General features: G+C 51.2%; 8 protein-coding genes. 7 read left to right on the top strand and 1 reads right to left on the bottom strand.

Features of this window, described 5'->3' with window-relative positions; translation table 11 throughout:
* The first annotated feature begins 144 nt into the window (after positions 1-144).
* Positions 145-1,638 carry a MocR-like pyridoxine biosynthesis transcription factor PdxR gene (gene pdxR, locus I8J30_RS04855; protein ID WP_210655858.1) on the top strand — a complete coding sequence of 498 codons (1,494 nt, stop codon included), beginning with the start codon at positions 145-147 and terminating at the stop codon, positions 1,636-1,638.
* Positions 1,639-1,720: 82 nt separating this feature from the next.
* Here pdxR and asd read toward each other — a convergent pair whose 3' ends face one another.
* The gene (gene asd, locus I8J30_RS04850) at positions 1,721-2,509 is read right to left on the bottom strand and encodes an archaetidylserine decarboxylase (RefSeq protein ID WP_210655855.1); all 789 of its coding nucleotides are present in this window, start codon (positions 2,507-2,509) and stop codon (positions 1,721-1,723) included.
* Between the two features lie 154 nt (positions 2,510-2,663).
* Between asd and I8J30_RS04845 the strand changes: the two genes are divergently transcribed.
* The 6 genes from I8J30_RS04845 to I8J30_RS04820 all read left to right on the top strand — a co-directional run bounded on the left by I8J30_RS04845 (position 2,664) and on the right by I8J30_RS04820 (position 19,255).
* Complete coding sequence (locus I8J30_RS04845) at positions 2,664-2,954, top strand: hypothetical protein (RefSeq protein ID WP_210655853.1); 291 nt, start codon at positions 2,664-2,666, stop codon at positions 2,952-2,954.
* A gap of 108 nt (positions 2,955-3,062) precedes the next feature.
* Positions 3,063-4,253 (top strand): glycosyltransferase family 4 protein, encoded by a 1,191-nt coding sequence (locus I8J30_RS04840; protein WP_210655850.1) that lies wholly within the window; start codon positions 3,063-3,065, stop codon positions 4,251-4,253.
* Positions 4,254-4,749: 496 nt separating this feature from the next.
* Positions 4,750-5,673, top strand: a complete 924-nt coding sequence (locus tag I8J30_RS04835; protein WP_210655848.1) for a copper amine oxidase N-terminal domain-containing protein — start codon at positions 4,750-4,752, stop codon at positions 5,671-5,673.
* Positions 5,674-6,243: 570 nt separating this feature from the next.
* Positions 6,244-12,309 carry a hypothetical protein gene (locus tag I8J30_RS04830; protein ID WP_210655846.1) on the top strand — a complete coding sequence of 2,022 codons (6,066 nt, stop codon included), beginning with the start codon at positions 6,244-6,246 and terminating at the stop codon, positions 12,307-12,309.
* Between the two features lie 279 nt (positions 12,310-12,588).
* Positions 12,589-18,429, top strand: a complete 5,841-nt coding sequence (locus tag I8J30_RS04825) for a WIAG-tail domain (protein ID WP_210655844.1) — start codon at positions 12,589-12,591, stop codon at positions 18,427-18,429.
* A gap of 145 nt (positions 18,430-18,574) precedes the next feature.
* Entirely contained in the window at positions 18,575-19,255 is a 681-nt protein-coding gene (locus I8J30_RS04820) for a FadR/GntR family transcriptional regulator (RefSeq protein WP_210655843.1), read from the top strand.
* Positions 19,256-19,272: the final 17 nt, after the last annotated feature.

Below are 19,272 nucleotides of genomic sequence, written 5' to 3'. Positions count from 1 at the left end.
ACGTTGTACCTTGCAAAAAATTGCCCGCGCGCCGGACTTAATAGGTATGAGCATACTGCGATTATTGACAATTAAAAAGATCCAATTTAGTCTATTTTAATTAGACCAATTATTGGCCGAACAAATAGATGGGGGCTGGCAGCGATGGACATGGATTTTCGGATTCCCTATGAACGGTACTACGAGGAACTCGGGCGCAAGACAGAAGCGTTGTTCAATGCGCTGCGTGAGGGGATCATGAGCGGAACCTTGGCGGGAGGAACGCGGCTGCCATCCAGCAGGAAGCTGGCTGAGCTGTATGGCGTGTCGCGCGGCTCCGTGAATCAAGCGTATGACATGCTGGTTGCGGAAGGTTATGCGTGGGCCGAAGGCGGGAGCGGCACGTTTGTGAGCGCAGCTTCTTCCGCTGCAGCTCTTGGAGATGGTATGGCCGGAGCCGGGACGTCTGTGAGTGCGAATATCGCATTATCGGATTGGGCGGCGCAGCTGATTTCATCGAAGAGGTTGTTCACGACCATCGAGAATCACCCTGTCGCGGAGGCAGCCGGCGCGGAGGTAATCAGCTTTCGGATTGGCCATGTGGATTCGTCACAATTTCCGGTGGAGGAATGGAAAGCAGCCATGCACGCCGAGATTCGCGAGATGATGGCTGCATTCCCGGAGATAAGCAGTGAAATCGAAGGTTATCTGCCTCTGCGCGAAGCGATTGCGAAGGATCTGCGGCGGGAACGCGGAATACGCGCGGACGCTTCGCAAATCTACATTACGAACGGTTCCATGCATGCGATAGCGTTGTTGTCCATGCTGCTCGTCCGTCCCGACTCACCTGTGGTGGTGGAGAATCCGAGCTTTAATGGCATTCGCAGAGCAGTTGCCGCTGCCGGCGGTACGATTCTTACGGCGCCCGTGGACAACGAAGGCATCGTGCCGCAGAATTGGCCGTCCAAGCTGCTTGTTGTGACGCCTACCCGTCAATTTCCTACAGGAGCGGTGCTATCGGCAAAACGAAGAGTGGAGCTGCTCAAATGGGCGGGGACGCAAGGCGCCGTCATTATTGAGGATGATTACGACAGTGAGCTGCGCTGGGGAGGCAGGCCGGTAGAGCCGCTGAAGGCGCTCGATCGGGAGGAGCGTGTCGTCTACATGGGAACCTTCTCGAAGACGATGTTCGTCGAGTTGCGCATTGGCTATGTAGTGCTGCCCGCGTCCTTGGCGGAGCCGTTTCGCCTCGCCAAAGCGCTGCTGGAGCCGCATCCATCCGCGCTTGTTGAACAGCGTGCGCTTGCCCATTTTATCCTGAGCGGCTGTTATTCCCGGCATCTGCGGCGGATGAAGCGGGTCATCGGACGTCGCCTGCTTGCTTTTCGCGAGCATTTTGAGCCGCGCCTGACCAGGTGGTTCAGGTTCGTTCCCGCGGATGCTGGACTTCATGTGTATGCCGAGTGGAGGGGCGGTGGGGCAAGCTATGCCCGCCTTAAAGCTGCGTGTGAGGCGGCTGGCATACTTTGGTCTGTCGGCGACTCGTCCTGGGAAGGCGATGAGCCTTATAAATCGGTGTTGTTTGGTTTCTCGCATTTGACCGAGGAGCAGATCGCAGCCGGAGCGCAGAGAATTGAGGAGATCGCCTTGTCGCTGTAAGTTTTGTTCATGAAGCATAAAAAATGGCTGTCGAGACCTTCTCGACAGCCTGACGACAGGAACAGGTCCTGTCGCTTTGTTTCTATGAAGTGGCAAGGGTGCCAAGCTTCTCGCCCATGCGGACTTTAAGACCTGTCTTGAGATCCGGACGCGGGGTGAAGCTATCATCCTCGGTCAGCAGCACGACGGTGGAACCGAACTCGAAGTAAGCGAGATCTGCGCCTTTGTCCATTCGTTCCTGAAGGGGCAGCACATATTTGATACTGCTGACATTCATTGCGCCAACCTTAACGATGGCGGTCTCTGCATTGGCATGACGCATGTAGGTGATGAGCCTTTCATTGCGGCTCAGCACGCGGCGCATATGACGGAGGCCGAAATCGTTGACGGGATAGACTTTGCCGAGCACATGCTCGCGTTCTACAATCGTGCCTGCAATTGGCGTATGTATGCGGTGATAATCGGTTGGACTGAGGTAGAGCACCATGTAGTAGCCATTCTTGTAATTCTCCATACGGGGAGAGCGGTTGAGCAGTTCTTCGATGGTATAATCCTGACCTTTAACATTAAGGATCGTGCCTTGCTCTATCGGGCCGCAGCCTGTAATAAGTGCATCAACCGGGCTGACAAGCGCAGCTGGTTCAGCATCAATTACACGCGCGCCGGGCTTCAAGCGCCTTGTGAAAAACTCATTTAACGTAGAATAGTCATGCAGCTGTTTCTCGGCTTCCTCTATAGCGATCCCGTACATGCGGGCGAATCTTGGAATAAAGCGCCGGCTTGCGGGCGACTGTGCAAATCGACCGGTTATTCGCGAAATCCATTTGCGCGAGCTAAGCTCAGTCATGGATCGGAGCAGCCAATTGGTCATGCCGGTAGTTCACGTCCTCTCTGGAATAAACGGGGGTTTATCATGGTGGTCTTCGACTAGTTTGACATATCGCGACTCATTTATCAATAGAGTTCACTGGAAGCATGTTTAGGAGCGGGATAGGTATGCAAATACTGTCATATGAGGTGATCGTATGACAGGACTGGTGCTCGTTGGAGCGATTATTGGTGGGTTTATATTTGCTGTACTGCGGGTCAAGAACGATGTTCTTCGTAAAATCATTGATGGGCTGGCGGTCTTAGCCTATCTGGGCTTCTTCAGCGTTGCAGCGAACAGTGTGGCGCGAACACTGCTTGACGATACCGTATTCATGACGCAGGTGCATGAGGTGCTGCTGAGTCCGATTTTTCTGGTGAGCGGTGCTTATTTGGGGCCGTATGGATTATGTATGCTGCTTCAGCAGGCGTGGAGCAGACGACGTTAAGTTGGATGCAGCGGAATCGTTGGAATGGGGCCTCTGTCGGAGTCAGCGAGCGAACCTTGTACGTATGATAGGAGAAGCAAGCTGTTGAAAGAGAGGCGGGCTTCGTTCATGGCCAAAGCTAGAGCCAAAATCGCATTTGTGACACCGGGTACGTATGTGCTGCCTTCTCAGAGCAGCAGCTCCGTGGAGCGTGTTGTAGAGAAGCTTGTGCCGCTGCTTGTTCCTCGTGTGGAAGCCTGTATCTATGGGAGATCAAGCCGGACGCTGGAGAATAGGACGATGCTGGGCGGCGCGTCCGTGGTTCGATACCCGGCTCACAATAAACGGCTGTATTTGAAGCGGGTTGGGAAATCCATTCTGACTCAACAACCGGATTTGCTGCAAATCGAGAATAGGCCGCATTATGCCTTAAAGCTAAGAAGACTGCGGCCGCACAGCAAAATATGGCTGAACCTGCATTCCTCGACTTTTATCCGAAAACAGGCCATTAGCAGTGTGCTTCTTACTCGGAGTTTCCGAGCTGCTGATCGGATTATCGTGAATAGCGAGTATTTGAAAGAGGACGTTGCCGCTCGCGTGCCGGAGTGCGCGGATAAGCTGCATGTCGTTTATCCCGGCGTCGATACGGAGCGTTTTCCATCGCAGTATTCCGTGATAGGGGCTTCTCGAAGGGCTCAGTTGCGGAATGAACGCGGTTGGTCGGGCAGAAGTGTCATCGTGTTTATGGGCAGGCTGCTTGCAATCAAAGGGGTTCACCACTTGCTGAAGCTGATGCCGAAGCTTGTGCAGGAGCATCCTTCAGCACTTCTTGTTATTGTAGGCGGTGCGTTCTACGGTTCGAAGCGTACAACTGCTTATGTGAAACAACTCCGACAGCTTGGCCGGAGGCTGAAGGGTCATGTGAAATTCGTGCCTTATGTACCTTATTCCGAAGTGCCGAGCTGGTTCCTCGCCGCCGATGTCGCGGTAGTGCCGTCCGGGAAGCGGGAGGCATTCGGCCTTGTGAACGTGGAGGCAATGTCCTGCGGATTGCCCGTCGTCGCGACGCGGGCAGGCGGAATGAAGGAAATTATCGAGGATGGCGTAACCGGCTATCTCGTCAATCCGGATGATGTGGTGGATGAAATGCGGGAGCGGTTGCTGGAGCTCCTGCGCGATGATCAACTGCGTATTCGGATGGGGCGTAAGAGCCGGGAGCGGGTGGAGCAGCATTTTACGTGGCAGCACTCGGCGGAGCGCTGGTTGGAGCTGTTCCGAGATTCACAGATGGAAAGCGATGCTGAGGGGCGATCGGAGTAAATTTTAAGCAATGAGAATAAAACTGTAAAATTAAGGTTGAAAAATGTCGAACTCCCCAGTAAGATAGGAAGTAGCAAAAGATAGATTTTGGTTGGCAGCAACGAAGTATGTAGCGTACCAAAAGTATAGAGACGACATGCAGGAAGCACCTGCTTGCGGCTGATTATTCAGCTTGCGAGCAGGTGTTTTTTTGCGTAATAGGCTGGATGAAATGGTAGATAATGATAGATTTTTATCGTCGAATTAGGATGAATAGTGGTAGAATATGTTAGTTCCAATAAAGCAGCGTAGTCAAATTCAACTTAGAGGAGTGTTTGGAATGAAGATGTTTTATTCGCTCGTAGTGCTAATTATGTTGATGGTTATTTCTTTGGGCGTGATGGGGATTGTGCAGGCCAGTAATGAAAGTACGCGGATATCGCGGGAGGATAGAGCAGGACATAGCTTTGAGAGCGAATAACTGAGATTCACTAGAGCCTAAAGGAGATGTTAATAGATGAAAAAGCTAGTTGTCGTATTCGTAATGGTGTTATCGATGGTTTTGCCAATCGGTGCCGCGAGTGGAAGTGCAAAATCGGCGGTGAAGATCGTGACGCCGGACCTGCCCATTGAGGTGCTGTACAACGCCAGAAAAATAGGTTTTGATGTGCCGCCCAAAATGATAGAGGGTACAGTGGTGATTCCAGTGCGGTATGTTTCGGAGAAGCTTCAGGCGAACGTATCCGTACAAGGGAAAACGATTTACATAAGCAAAGGCGACAGAGAGATTCAACTCACAACTGGATCGAAAGCAGCGGTTATTAATGGGAAGAGCGTAACATTAGCGCAGCCGGCCATTGTTGAGAAGGGGAGGACCCTGGTGCCGATTAGGGTTGTTAGTGAGGGGCTTGGGGTTGTGGTGGAGTGGGATGCGGTTTCGCAATTCGTATGGATTGGGAATAAGGATGTTCCATTACTTAGCGATGTAGTTAAACCAGTTGATTTTAAGCTTTTTAGAGACTACTACGAAGATGCACCTGAATATCTTCTGAATGGCGGCTTTGGCACTTACACAAATGTTACTGTCGTGAGTGTTAATGATTTCCCTTTCAAAAACGGGATGAATACGTATTTCAGGTTCGATTTTGTTTATGATCAAAACAAAAAAATGTATTTTCAAACTATTAAAGAGACTGGTGCTACTTTGAATTCTAATTATTATTTTCTGAGCAAAGGTTCAAAGCCTGTTACTAGCTACGGACTAACTTATCTTACAAAGATCCCCATTAAAGGTACTCATATTTATTATAACGATACGTCAAAATTAGGTGAAAAAATAGACTTTAAAACAAGCAAAATCGATTTTATCGACCTAAGGGATGTAATTCAAATTGGTAATGGCAAAAGCAGCTCTATTCTCATCAAAAACCCTTGGAGGTAAATCGTATTGAAAAAACGTCTAAAACAAGCAATTGCATTAGTGGGGATCATTTCTCTCCTAGTGGTATTAATTCCAATCAACTTCATTCAACAAGCCTCTGCTGATAATGGTAATTCGAGTATTACGCCAGTCAGGGAGAAGGAGAGCTATCCAATCGGTAATTATCTCAATTCGAATAAACGTTATGCTGTAGGTTTTGTTTATGAAGATATCTGGTCCGACTCTACAGGTGGGAACTGGAAACCAGATGCGAAAGATGCGGTCGGAGTTACGATAACCAATTCTTACTCCTTTTCTTTTCCTGGTAGAACGGTTAAATCTGTGAATGTTACTAGATTTTCAGGATCAACCAGAGAGCAGAATTTTTTCACAGAATCTAGAGCTGGTGGATTATGGGCGACATACAGTGAGTGGGTTGGAAATAACTCGTCAAATCCAATAACTTCCTCTATGTCTCCAATGGGAACTAGCGGGGTTTCATTTTCGGTTACCTTAACTGGTGATTTAACGAGTACCGACCCGTATGATATCAAAATTCAGGATAATGTTTGTTCTAGCTGCTCAGAGAACGTGAAGGGTTACCGGTATTTTTTTCCTGTGCTGTTTACATTCGAACTTAATGGCCGTCTGGAAGTTCATCACTATACAACAGATGGCACCAATATCGACAGTTCTTTCCCTGATCAATCAACTAATTTGTCAAGCAGCTCGAACACAACCATTCCTGCAACCAATCTGGATTATTCTTATGTTGGTTACAAGAAAAGTACTGAGGCACCACCATCCGGGGGAACAATTACTGCTACCAACCCTCCGACAATCGTCTATGATGCTACCTACGATACTTATTACCTCAACCTGTATTATACAAAAAAGTCCGAAGGTCAAGGACAAGCTATCATTAAACACTATTCTACTGAAGGACAAAGTCTGGACTCCGTCTTTCATGATCGTACCGATACGCTTACCAAGAACTCGAACTATACACCAGCCCATCCAACTGCAACGGGATTTAATTTTGCAGGCTATAAGAAAACGACCGGCGGAACGGCGCCGGATCTGAATCCACCTTTCACAAGCGGCGATTATTCGATTAGTCCGTTCCTTGGCAATTTTGATACGCTCCATCTCTACTACTTCTATGATGTTGTGAGCGCCGGCAAAATCCATGTGAGGCATATGGTCCGTAACGGTCCTACTGGGGCTTATGCGCTGCAGGGGGAGGCGGAGTTGATCCCGATTACCACTCTGCCGCACTCGCGGGCTATAGGAGCTAATTCCGACTATGGCATCGTACAAGGTAGAAACACCTCCTATGTTGCTTTCTCCAACACGGTTACGTCTGGAACGAGCGTTGGTGTGTCGCTTACTGCAGCTTTACCGGAAGCGTTTGTCAGCTTCTTCTACGAGAAGCCGATCGTTCGGCCTCCAGGGGATAATCGCCCGCCGGAATTCAAAATCGGATTCGTTGATCCGAGCAATCGGAAAGTACCGCTAAATAAGGTGGTAGAAGGTAAAACGCTCGATCTCATCTATATTGATGATCCATCGGTACCTACCCCGAACGATCCGGATGGTGACCTGCTTACATTTATGGGGTTTGATTATGATGCCGGGGATGCCTTTGTCCAATCCATCCCATCCAAGAGCGTCGAATACCTGGATGGACAGCACGGTCTGCCAATGGATTCACTCGGTTACCATTTTGTCTGCGGGCAAATGAGAGATGATTATGGGGAAACGACAAAAGCTTGTACCTATATTGAGGTCGTACCGAGAAATCCGATACCCGTCATCGAGTGCCCGCCATTTGTCATTGCAAATCATCCACTGGCTGCCGGTGCGATAAACAGTACGGGGAGTAACAGTCCAATGGGCCGCGCCATTAATCACGCGAGAGACGAGTGGACCAATAAGCAGACAAGCTATACGAACCCCACTGCATCGGATATAACGATTACGGTTTCCTTGCATGTCTACGATAGTGAGGGGCTAAAGTCTCAGTCCCCGGCAACCTGCACGATCATCGTAAAACCGGATCTGCCGCCAATCGCGAAGCTTATCGTGCCGCCGCTATCGGTCCGTGGAACGCAGCTAGATATCGTCAACAAATCGACGAGCCAGGACGGCGATGCGATTACGGCCACAGCTTATAAATATAAGTATGATGCCAACAATAACGGATTTTCAGATGAGGCTTGGATGGAATCCACCGGTACGATGGCCAAAATGCAGCTTACGCCTACAAAGGTTGGCAAATACCTGTTTTATCTGAAAGTTACGGAAGAGTACGGTGCATGGGACGATACTTTATCCGATGCACAATCCACAGTGATGCTCGACGTCGTCAATAATGCGCCGGAAGTGTCATTTGAGATGGAAGGGAATAACCCGCAGCCAGACCTTGACCCCTATACGCGACTAAACCTGACTGACATGCTGAATTGGCCGATCTATGTGCCAGGCACGAATACCCTTGTAAACAATAAGAAAAACCTGTGGAGAGCTGAGGGAGCCGATCTCGTGAGCGGGGAAGGACGAAACTTCGGAAATCAAAAGGCGGATACCTACGTTTACGATGTCACTCGCTTCAGCACTCGTATGTTAAGGTGGGATGCATATCCATTACAAGACAACGGATACGGATCGAACGAATTGTCTCCTTGGCGTTCTACTTTAAAGTCCAATGTGGTAGCCAATTTGCTAGATGAAAAGAATAATATGTTGAGTTGGTATAATTATGAGTTTCCAACCATTCGGTCGTCCAAGAAGCTCATTTATTTTGATCATCATAATACAACCTATTATTACGATTATGATAGACAAATTGGGACCTACACGTACGATGACCGTATTTACGCACTTGATCCATCGAAATTATCCAATATCAATGATGTCATAGATAATGGATCAGTTAAACAAAAATATGCGAGCGGTCAGCACCCTTATCAGTTTATCCTGAAGGCAGATAAGTCCAGAACTGCAGATGTCGTGTATAATGATGTACCTTATAAGGATGTGACTTTGTCTTTATCCCAATTGGCAGATTATGAAATGTCAGATGGATATTTGTTTGTGAAGCGATATTGGAAAGGGTACGTTGGCGGTAAAACAAGGGACTTTTATGATATTGGGGTCTACGATGCCCAAACAGGTGAAGAACGTTACAGTTCATTTGATTTCCCTGAGTTTAAACAAGCCTTGTCGGATAGCGGGATATATAACGTTCCATCTATACAAATCATCAGCTCAGAGGGGCGGAATTTACTTGTAGCGAATCATAGTGATTCGTATGCGGGTTATTCCGCAACACTTAAAATCGGCGAGTCCTATCAAAGTATGTACTACTTATCGCCAGACTTTAAGTTGACGAAGATACCATCTACCTTTATTATGCCGGCACCACATTCGCAGTATTACAAGGATAGGTACGCGAGTGCAACAGAAGCAGAGAAGAAGCAATGGGGTTACGGATTTCTTGAAGAAATGAGAGATGCAACAGGTGCTATCTATCGATATGAAGCGCTAACCTATAGCGGGAGTGTCTACGAACTAAACGTAACCAAATATAATGCGGACTACTCGCTTGCTTGGAGGAGGTATATCGGAGATACATTGTCTGGCAGCAACCTGGGGATTACGAACGCGAAATCGTTCTCATCCGCCTATTATTATCCTGAAATTAAAGGCGGGTTCTTTTTTAATCCGACGAAGAAGGAGCTCTACGCAAAGGTGTATTATGATCACGTGGCTGAAGGCAATGTTTGGCCGAATACATATGAAGCTGTTTACGTGCTGAATTCCGGGACCGGAACGCTTAAGAAATTGGTTGATGCACAAGCAGGCGATGACTTAACCCTCTATCACTATGGCGATTTTGGCTATTCCGGTTCAATGACGCAGTTTTCGACCGATTTTGGAGGTAACATCATTCCGAAGGGCAGGCAATCGTTTACGATTGACGGCTATCGGACAAGTAATTCACTCGGCGACGGTTCAACATGTGATGATTATCCGTTGTATTACACCAGATTTGGTACGAATACGGTATATGATGCCACAGGTAATCCAGTGGGAAGCATTCAAAAGGGATGTAACTATTCTGATGCGGAATACGGAGAATATGTGGGAGATGGCGTCTACTTATCGCTGTCTCAGGCTGTCCCTAACTACGATGGCAACTCGAATGCCGGTACAATGCGCATGACAGTCTCTGTCGGCACGCCGACGACCAATCCGGCGGTAATCCGATCGTTCACGAACGGGCAGTTTTACTCGCCAACCTCTCAATCTGATACGGAATATAAATTCACCTTCAAGATGGATGATGTTGATTATGATCAGGAGTGGCTTGGATTCTCATTCCGCATGCAGGATCGGCAAAATGGTTACGCGCTGGAAACGGACGCTAACAAAGTCGAGCTTGCCATGTATAAGAATGGCGTTCGGACGGTGCTCCGCTCACAGAACTATTCCTTGCTTAGCCGGAAGTCGTACGCGGTCAAGCTTCAGGCCAGCGGCGAGCATATTGCGGTATTTTTAGATAATACACCGCTGTTTGAAGTGGATGACGCTACTTATTCCAGCGGGCGTTACGGGTATTTCTCGAACAAGGCATACACCACCTTCGGCACACTCGCCTATAAGCCCATCGCCACAAATGACGTATGGTCAGACCAATATGCGATTTGGGACGAAGGAGAAGCCAAGGCTCAGGTCCAGTACAACAACATTCAGTTCACCGATCCCGAGAATGATCCTGCCGCAGGAGGTCTCTACGATTGGACGGTGCAGCATACACCGCGTTTTATTCAGCACCAAGGTGCATCTGTCTTGAATAATAAGACTTTCCACAATGCGCAGCTGACCTTTGATAAGGTAGGGGACTATCTGGTGAGGCTGAAAGCGAAGGATGATCCGAATCCAAGCTATCTCTACCCGGATCATACGTTTGATTCGTATCGGAAGTCTTCGAATGAATTCACCCAGAAGATTACCGTTCATCGGCGGCCAATAGCAAATTATGCACTCGCAGTAGCATCGACAGACGGTAAAGTGATTTGGACCGATAAGAGTTATGATCCGGATCGTTACTTGAGCAGCACGGACTATTCCACGGAAGCAACCGGTATCGATTACAAAACGACTAAAGGCGTGATGGAGAAGAAGTTTTATTACATTTCGCCGAGCGGTATCTACACCGCTGCGAAGCTTGTATCGCCTCTGGAGATCGGCACTTACGAAGTCGGGATGGCCGTGCGCGACGAATACGATGCTTGGTCGGAATGGACCATCGTTGCGCTGCCGATATCCAAACCTGCTTCGCCGAACTCTCCGCCGAACCCCGGTTTCACAAGTAGTCATATCAATACCTTTCGTGGGGTAGCCGTTAACTTCGATTCGTATGCAAGCGATGCGGAGGATGGCGATCGAACGGAGCTGCTCCATGAGTATTATTTGAAGAATGTGACTACAGGCAGTGCCGAAACCTTAGTTAGCGGCTCCCGTACGAATTGGAATAAGTCGTTCAGCAGCTTAGGAACGTTCATGATTCGCCAATTGGTAGAGGATACTGCCGGAGCTGCAGCACAGTTCAGTTTGCAGGTGAACATCTTAAATCAGTTGCCTAGTGCGAATGTGGCAAATCCGACGAGCAGCGATCAGAACACGCCAACGAAGCTGGAAGACTTGCGGCCGAATTTGACTTGGACGTATTTCGATGCAGACTCCGACGGGCAAACCCAGTTTCAGATGAAGATCTACCGATATGGCGGAATATTGGTTCAAGATTCAGGAGTGATCCCAAGTTCGGGCGTAATCTGGACTCCATCGTCGAATCTTCCGGAGAAGGTCAATCTGTACGTAATGGTCCGTGTGTTCGATGGCTATGATTGGAGCACGTACAGCTCGCCTAAGTATTTCTATATCGAAACGAACAAGCCTCCTACCGGGGATTTTGACTGGCAGCCTAAACCTGTCTTTGAAGGAGACAGCATGACACTTACGCTTGTGATTGCGGATCCGGACAAGGATCATTTGGACGTACAGTACACAATAACGGATCCAGCGGGAGTTAGTCAGACGTACAATTACAACGGAGACCATCCTTACTCCACTGTAGGTCCGAGCGTCAGCGGTGTACTGCCAGGCGTTTATACCATTCAGCTTACCGTTGCCGATGGCAAAGCTCCTCCTATTATCGTCCGCAAATCTATCACCGTGCTGCCGCTGTCAGTTAGCGGGCAAGTGAAGCATACAGAGCTATGGGAGGAGCGTCGCAAGGCGAGCAATCGCGAAACCAGCGGGAATGAGAACAGTCCCCGCGCTTATTCGGTCTATTGGGCAGGGGAGAAATTCATGTTGTCCGCGACAACGACGGCTACCGGAACCGCGACGATCGCCGATCAAGTGAAGGTTACGATGAACGGGATGACGGTTACTCTTAGTCCGACCAATGCAGCAAAGACGTCTTGGACAGGGGAGATGTGGGAGGAGAGCTTCGAGGAACTGGGCGATGGGCCGCTGACATTCACGTTCAAAGCCTTCTACAATAATGGTACAGTCAAGACCGCGAATGCGACAATCACGATTGCCGGTGACGTGCAGCAAACGATAGGCGTTCATCGCGTGCAATAAGTGTAAGCATGCAGCAAGTGCTTTTATGCAATAAGTGCAAAGAATGTGGACAAGGCTGCTCCTTCATGGGAGCAGCTTTTTCGCGTGTGCCATCCACGCTGGACGACATGTGGACCCTACCCGCCAACCATGTCCCAGCGATTCTGAACAACGAATTAATCCGAACGTTATCAAGGCATTCGTGGTCGTTTACAAATAATTTGACCTTCCTTCGTGTGACCAGCCCATGGGTGAATGCATATGATACCTATGACATTGAGGTGGAAGAAGGAGAGGGCTATGGCGAAGAGCAGCAAAGGAAAAGGCCCCAAAGGGCGGAAGCCGTTATTTTATGTGGATAATCCGAACGCTTCGGAGTTGAAGTGGCTCGAAGAATTGAAGAAGAAAAAGCCGGCTTCACCGACGAAACCGGAAGAGAAAACGGTTCAAGTGAATGCAGCGACACCTGTACTGGAATCCCCAGAAGCGGATACGCTGCAAGTGGAGCCGGAACAACAGCCTCAGCAAGAGGTTGAAGTGACCATCGCGCAGGAAGCTTCGGAAACGGTGGAGCAACAAACTCCGCAGCAGGAGCTGATTGTGGCTGTCTCGGAAGAGCCGGTCGCACTAATCCCACTTACACAGACGGATGAGGAATTACAGGCATTAGCAGAGGAAATCGAGCGGCTGGCCCGCGAGAATGAAGAAGCAGAACGACTCCATATGGAGCAGATGGAAGAGCTGTTGAAACAAGAACTCTTGCGCAAAGAGGCGATTGTGGCAGAGAAACGTATGCCGGATTCACCGCTCCCTTTTATACACACCGACGACATTGCAGACAATGCGATCACTTCGCATAAATTGGCATTCGGCGCTGTTGACTCCGACCGGATTAAACAGAGCGCAGTCATTACGAACACGATTGCCGATTTCGCGGTGGAAAGTATCAAAATCGCCAATGGTGCCATCATTTCGTCCAAAATCGCATCGGAGTCCATTACGGGCGACCATTTAACGAAGAATGCCATCTCAGGCACGAAAATACGCGACCGCTCCATTACAGGCGACAAGCTGCGCGACAACAGCATTACGTCGGAGAAGCTGGCTGACCGGACAATTAGCGCCGATAAGCTCGCGGAAGGATCCATTGAAGCGAAACATTTGAAGCCGCTCATTGTGACATCGGAGCTGCTCGAGGATCAAACCATTACTTCCAGCAAAATCAAAAGTGCGGCGATCCGCACCGAAAATATTGCGAACGAAGCCATCTCAACCTCCAAGCTTGCGGAAGGCTCCATCACCCGCTCGAAGCTGCGAGACGCTTCGATCACAGGCGAGAAGATCAGCATTGGAGCAATCGACTCCTCGCATCTTCAGCCCGGTCTGCTGCTTGCGGAGCATGTGGCGCCAGGCGTTCTGCTGGGCAAACACTTGGCATTGGGCGAAATTACAGCGAACCATTTGGTTGAAGGGGCAGTCGGCACCAGAGAGCTGAAGGCCGGTTCCGTAACGTCTGAATCCATTGCACAAGGAGCTGTCAGCTCGAAGGAGCTGCAAGACGGCGCTGTGAAGTCGCAGCATATCGCTCCCGCCGAAATCGGCACGGAGCATGTGCAGGATTATTCGATCTCATCTCCCAAAATCGCAGACCTGTCGATTTCCACGATCAAACTCGTCGATCATGCGGTTACGGCATCCAAGATCGCGGATCACAGCATTACGGCCAGCAAGCTGACTGATGATGCGGTTCACGGCAAACACCTAAGCAGACTCAGCATCAGCGGCGACAAAATGTTATCCGACACGATTGAAGAACGCCATCTGGCGGAGAACTCGGTGGGTTCGAAGCAATTGATTGATGACAGCGTGGCAACCGGACATCTGACCAACGGTTCCGTAACGGATAAGAAGCTGGCGGCGCAGTCGGTGAAGCAGGTTCACGTCAGCGCAGCTGCTGTCGGTCAAGTGCAGCTGCAGGATGCATCGGTCAGCGAGCAGAAGCTCATCGATGGCAGCGTAAGCAGCGCTAAGCTCGCAGAGCTGTCTATTCAGACGAAGCATCTGGCGGATGAGTCCGTGACGTTTGACAAAATCGGCCCTGAAGCGGTTCGCGCCTTCCATCTCTCGCCGGGAACGGTAACGGAAGATGCCATCTCGCAGGAAGCGGTCTCCTCGCTGCATTTGCAGCCGGGGCTTATCGAAGCGTATCACATCAGCGAAGGCGCAATCGAAACAAACGCGATACAAGATGGTGCGGTGAAATCCATCAAGCTGGCAACCGGCTCCGTATCGGAGCGGCATTTGGCAGCGGGCTCGATTCACTCGCATCATTTGGCAGATCATATCGTCAATTCCCTCAAGCTGTCGCCGGAGAGTGTCTCGACCGATAAGCTGACGGACTGCGCGGTAACTTCAAGCAAGCTGGCTGACAGCAGCGTAACGACAGCTAAGCTGGTGAACGGTTCGGTAACAAGCGAGCAGTTGGCTTTTGGCTCCGTCACACGTAAGCATCTGGCCAAAGGCGCGATTGATACCGAGCATCTGGCGAAGGACATTATCAGCGAACGTCATCTGTCGGCAGGCGTAGTCGGCAGCGAAGCGCTGGCACAAGGGGCGGTTACGGGCGATAAGCTTGCTCTGGGCTCGATAAACGGCGGTCATCTAGGCAGCGAGTCGGTCGGCAGCAAGCACTTGGCGGAGCAATCCGTATACGGCGCGCATCTTGCACCGGAGAGCGTTCGCGATATTCATTTGAGCAATGATTCGGTTACAGCGGCGAAGCTGAGTGAAGGAAGCGTAGCGGGCTATCATTTGCAAAATGAGGCCGTAAGCTCCCGTGCCATTGAGCCTTCCGCGATTCATGGCCAGCACGTAGCGGCATCGGCGATTGATTCCAACCATATCGCAGAATCCTCGGTAGGCAGCACGCATCTGAAGATCGACAGCGTCCTGCAGCTTCATTTGTCCGAAGAATCCGTCGGCACCGATCAGCTGTGCGACGAAGCGGTAACAAGCTCGAAGCTGTCGTCGCTTTCTGTGCATGGCGATCACATCCAACTGGAGACCATTGCGGGCAAACACTTGAAGGCAGAAGCCATTCAAGGGTATCACATCCGCAAAGGGTCGATCTCCCAGGCGCATTTGGCATCGGAGTTTTATACGTTTGATAAAGCACCGGATGGCATCATCCATGGGATCAAAATCAAACGAGGCACCATCAGCAACGATACGTTGAGCGATGGAGCAGTTAGCGGCTCGAAGATTGCAAGCGGAGCGGTCGGATCGGAAGCGATCGGCACTTCGGCGGTTGGCGAAGCGCATTTGCAGCCAGGCGCGGTGACGCTTAGCAAAATTGCACCGAAATCGGTCGCAAGTGCGCATCTGACGGCAGGGGCTGTCGGAAGCGAAGCGCTCGGCGAAGGTGCAGTCATCAGCTCGAAGCTGGCAAACGGCGCAGTCGGTTCGGATGCGTTAAGCGAAGGAGCGATCGAAAGCTCGCACCTTGCAAGCGGAGCGGTTGGAACGGAAGCGCTGAGCGACAGCTCGGTTACGAGCGAAAAGCTGGCGAAAGGAGCGGTCGGTGCGAAAGCGCTGAGCGACGGAGCGGTAACAAGCGTGAAGCTTGCGTTTGGCGCAGTGAATACAGACGCGATTGGCAACAGCGTTGTGACGAGCGAGAAGCTTGCGCTCGGAGCTGTAGGATCGAAAGCTCTCGGTGACGGAGTAGTAACCAGCGCGAAATTATCGAGCGGTGCCGTCGGCACAGATGCGATCGGCGATGGCGTGGTCACAAGCGCGAAGCTCTCGAGCGGAGCGGTGAGCACGGAAGCGCTCATCGACAGCTCGGTGACGGGTGTGAAGCTGGCGAAAGGTGCGGTAGGCACGAAGGTGCTGAGTGACGGGGCGGTTACAACCGCGAAGCTGGCACTGGGAGCAGTGAGCACGGATGCGCTCAGCGATAGCTCAGTGACCGGCGAGAAGCTGGCGATCAGTGCGGTTAGCGCGAAAGCACTCAGCGACGGAGCGGTAACCAGTGCGAAGCTGGCGCTCGGCTCGGTCGGCACGGAAGCGCTGATCGATGGCTCGGTGACGAGCGAGAAGCTGGCAAGCGGAGCGGTAGACGCGGAAGCGCTTGGCGACAACGCGGTAACAAGCACGAAGCTGGCAGCCGGTGCGGTCGGCACGGATGTGCTCGCCGATAACGCGGTAACAGGTGCGAAGCTGGCAAAAGGAGCCGTTAGCGCCGAAGCGCTGGGCAACAACGCGGTAACGAGCGCGAAGCTGTCGAGCGGCTCAGTAGGTACGGAAGCACTGGGCGACAACGCGGTGACAAACGCGAAGCTGGCAAGCGACTCGGTCGGTACGGATGCGCTGATTGACGGCACAGTGACAAGTGCGAAGCTGGCAAGCGGATCAGTTGGCACGGAAGCGCTCAGCGACAGCTCGGTGACGAGAGCGAAGCTCGCAAGCGGATCAGTCGGCACGGATGCACTCGGCGATAACGCGATAACAAGCGCGAAATTGTCCGGCGGTTCGGTCGGCACGGCAGCACTCGGCGATAGCGCGGTAACAAGTGCGAAGCTGTCGAACGGAGCAGTCGGCACACAAGCGCTCAGCGACAGCGCGGTAACAAGCGCGAAGCTGGCAAGCGGAGCAGTCGACACAGAAGCGCTGAGCGACGGTTCGGTGACAAGTGAGAAGCTCTCGAGCGGCGCGGTTGGTACGGAAGCGCTGATCGACAGCGCGGTAACAAGCGCGAAGCTGGCGCTCGGATCGGTTAGCACAGCAGCACTTAGAGACAGCGCAGTCACAGGTGATAAGCTGGCAGGCGGTGCGGTAAGCACGAAAGTGCTGTGCGACGGAGCAGTAACGAGTGAGAAGCTCTCGAGCGGAGCAGTCGGCTCGGAAGCGCTTAGCGACCACGCCGTAACAAGCGTGAAACTGGCGAGTAACGCAGTAGGCACGGAAGCACTGAGCGACAGCGCGGTAACAAGTGAGAAGCTGGCAAGCGGAGCGGTCGGCACGGAAGCGATCGTCGACGCAGCCGTAACAAGCGAGAAACTAGCCGGCGGAGCAGTCGTTACGGAAACGCTCGGCGAGCATGCGGTAACAAGGGAGAAGCTGGCGCTCGGGTCGGTAAGCACGGAAGTACTCAGCGACAGCTCAGTTACGAGCACGAAACTCGCACACGGCGTAGTGAGCGAAAACCACTTGCAACATGGTGCCGTGACAGCGAACATTATTGCGCACAATGCCATAGGTTCAGCGCATTATGCCGTAGGTTCCGTAGGCAGCGAGGCAATCAGCGACGGCGCTGTCAGCGGCACGAAGCTGGCGAACGGCGCAGTCGGCGAGAACCAGCTGCAAGCCGGTTCGGTTACGCTGAGCAAGATCGCAGCTCGCTCCATTACGACCTCCCATCTCATCCCGGGCTCCATCGAAAGTGTTGCGTTGTGCAACGGTTCGGTGACGACGGAGAAGCTGGCCGTCGGCGCGGTTGGCACAGAAGCGATCGCTGAAGGGGCAATTACGGCCGATAAGCTTGCACCCGGCGTGCTTGCGCCGACTGAGCAGACATTGTCAAACGGCTGCATCGAGGAAGGCCACATTGCTCTTGGCGCAGTAAGTGCAGCTAAATTGGCGGATGGATCCGTAACAACTGAGAAGCTGGCTGAAGGCGCAGTGAACTCGGAGCAGCTGGCAGACGGCGCCGTAACAGGTGTCAAGATCGCCCTCGGCAGCATCACGGCAGCTCATTTTGCTGAAGATGCATTCCCGGTTCAGGCAGCTCCGGCTCCGGAAGCCGCTGTGGAAGGCAACCTGCTGCAAGACGGCAGCATTAGCAGCGATAAGCTGGATTTCACGCCGGTTACGACGGTCAAACGGCAAACGGCCGTTGTCCAGCAGTTCGGGCTTGCGCCGTATAGTTTCCAAGGCCAAGGCGAGCAGCTTGACATCACCATTGGCTTCGACCAGCCGTTCAGCAATGACTCCTACGTGTTCGTTGCGACCACGGATCAGCCTTCCTGCTACGCCGTCATCAAGGAAAAAATAGCTGAAGCGGTTCAACTGACAATCGTTCGGACCCGAATCAGCCCAGAGCCAATCGGTCTGGTGAACTGGATCGCAATCGGCCAATAAAATACGCGGAAATCATAGCCGGAGCCTCCTTAGGGAGCTCCGGCTATTTGGCCGTAAAAGTATATTCCAGTTGACAGCGCTCTCAATTCTCGCGTACGATGTACCTATCAGATAGGTAGCAAGGTGAAAGGGCGAACAGCGAGCGATGAAGAAAATTCAAAAAATATTAGTCCATGAACAAGTATCGCAGGAGATTCAGAACTTCATAGAAGAGAAGGAACTCTCCGAAGGAGATAAGCTACCCTCTGTAGAAGAAATGACGCAAATGTTCGGTGTCGGCCGCTCCTCACTGCGCGAAGCGCTTCGTTATTTGGAAGCCATGGATATTATCCAGGTTCACAATGGCAAAGGTATTTTTGTTAAAGACGTTAACACGTTCCGCTTTACCGGGAAAGTGAAGATCGAACGGGAGAAGAATTTTCTGCTTTCCATTCTGGAAGTGCGCAGAGCGCTGGAAGGACAGGCTGTTGCGCTGGCATCCAAACGGATTACCAGCAAAAAAATTGCCGAAGTAGAAGAGTGCCTGGAAGAATACCGCATTTTGAAAGAAGGCAATAAAGACACTTCGCAGGTCGATTTAGCCTTTCATCATCACATTATTAAAGCTGCGAATAATCCGGTTCTGGAGACCGTGCTAGATTCCATTTCAGGTTTATATGAGAAGTTTTTCAACGATCCGCTTGGCGACAAACAGCTCTTTGATGAGACGTATCCGTTTCATATTACAATGTTTAAAGGCATTGCGGAACATGATACGAGGACGGCATTGGAAGAGTTCAGTAAGCTGATGGACTGCATTGAGGAGAAAATAAAAAGCGCCAAGTAAGCGCAATTTTTTCCTTG

Source organism: Paenibacillus lignilyticus (genome assembly GCF_017942085.1).
GTDB classification, from domain to species: Bacteria; Bacillota; Bacilli; order Paenibacillales; family Paenibacillaceae; genus Paenibacillus_Z; species Paenibacillus_Z lignilyticus.
Note: the sequence above shows the minus strand (reverse complement) of the source record. Positions and strands in the feature narration are given on the sequence as shown.

Excerpts from the sequence above, each read along its gene's own strand:
- pdxR (WP_210655858.1), top strand. The coding sequence starts at position 145 with ATGGACATGGATTTTCGGATTCCCTATGAACGGTACTACGAGGAACTC.
- asd (WP_210655855.1), bottom strand. The coding sequence starts at position 2,509 with ATGACCAATTGGCTGCTCCGATCCATGACTGAGCTTAGCTCGCGCAAA.
- I8J30_RS04845 (WP_210655853.1), top strand. The coding sequence starts at position 2,664 with ATGACAGGACTGGTGCTCGTTGGAGCGATTATTGGTGGGTTTATATTT.
- I8J30_RS04840 (WP_210655850.1), top strand. The coding sequence starts at position 3,063 with ATGGCCAAAGCTAGAGCCAAAATCGCATTTGTGACACCGGGTACGTAT.
- I8J30_RS04835 (WP_210655848.1), top strand. The coding sequence starts at position 4,750 with ATGAAAAAGCTAGTTGTCGTATTCGTAATGGTGTTATCGATGGTTTTG.
- I8J30_RS04825 (WP_210655844.1), top strand. The coding sequence starts at position 12,589 with ATGGCGAAGAGCAGCAAAGGAAAAGGCCCCAAAGGGCGGAAGCCGTTA.
- I8J30_RS04820 (WP_210655843.1), top strand. The coding sequence starts at position 18,575 with ATGAAGAAAATTCAAAAAATATTAGTCCATGAACAAGTATCGCAGGAG.